Origin of the sequence: Bacillus sp. EB600 (assembly GCF_024494385.1) — a bacterium.
Taxonomy (GTDB): Bacteria; Bacillota; Bacilli; order Bacillales; family Cytobacillaceae; genus JAEVLT01.
In genome coordinates this window covers 1-821 of sequence record NZ_JAEVLT010000129.1, presented here as the reverse complement: position 1 = coordinate 821, position 821 = coordinate 1, and the positions used below count along the sequence as shown (strand labels likewise).

Genomic DNA, 821 nt, shown 5'->3' with positions numbered 1-821 from the left:
GGTGGAAGCTCGGTGACGTGTGGAGCTGACTGATACTAATCGATCGAGGACTTAACCAATTTAGTAAAGCGAACTCGTTCTTATACTTCTTCTGTATTATCTAGTTTTGAGGGAATGAAAAAAATTAATATTTTCCTCTTGAAAAATATTAAAAAGATATTATAATAAAATAGTGTCTGATAAATGGTCTGGTAATTATGGCGAGAAGGTCACACCCGTTCCCATACCGAACACGGAAGTTAAGCTTCTCAGCGCCGATGGTAGTTGGGACGCAAGTCCCTGCGAGAGTAGGACATTGCCAGGCTGTTAAATGGAGGATTAGCTCAGCTGGGAGAGCATCTGCCTTACAAGCAGAGGGTCGGCGGTTCGATCCCGTCATCCTCCACCATTTTTATTAATATTTTTTGCCGGCCTAGCTCAATTGGTAGAGCAACTGACTTGTAATCAGTAGGTTGGGGGTTCAAGTCCTCTGGCCGGCACCATTTGTACAAACTATTTTTTTCGATATAGCAGATTGCTTTTTAGCTGAATGTGTTTCAGTGGCAATCTGCAGGAAAGAACAAAATTTTCTTTGAGCATCTGGCTATGATTATTAGGATTATGGATCCATCTCAAAATGAGCCATTAGCTCAGTCGGTAGAGCATCTGACTTTTAATCAGAGGGTCGAAGGTTCAAGTCCTTCATGGCTCACCATTCAATTTAATATGCGGGTGTGGCGGAATTGGCAGACGCACCAGACTTAGGATCTGGCGCCGCAAGGCGTGGGGGTTCAAGTCCCTTCACCCGCACCATTCTAATAAAATGCGGAAGTAGTTCAGTG

At 43.7% G+C, this 821-nt stretch carries 4 tRNA genes and 1 rRNA gene; all 5 read left to right on the top strand.

The window, feature by feature from the left end:
• Nucleotides 1-187: 187 nt before the first annotated feature.
• The 5 genes from rrf to JN080_RS28835 all read left to right on the top strand — a co-directional run bounded on the left by rrf (nt 188) and on the right by JN080_RS28835 (nt 792).
• Nucleotides 188-304 (top strand): 5S ribosomal RNA (gene rrf, locus JN080_RS28855).
• 8 nt (nt 305-312) lie between these two features.
• A tRNA-Val gene (locus JN080_RS28850) sits at nt 313-388 on the top strand.
• An 18-nt stretch (nt 389-406) separates the two neighbouring features.
• Nucleotides 407-482: transfer RNA gene (locus tag JN080_RS28845), tRNA-Thr, on the top strand.
• A 136-nt stretch (nt 483-618) separates the two neighbouring features.
• A tRNA-Lys gene (locus JN080_RS28840) sits at nt 619-694 on the top strand.
• 13 nt (nt 695-707) lie between these two features.
• Nucleotides 708-792: transfer RNA gene (locus tag JN080_RS28835), tRNA-Leu, on the top strand.
• The last annotated feature ends 29 nt before the right edge of the window (nt 793-821 follow it).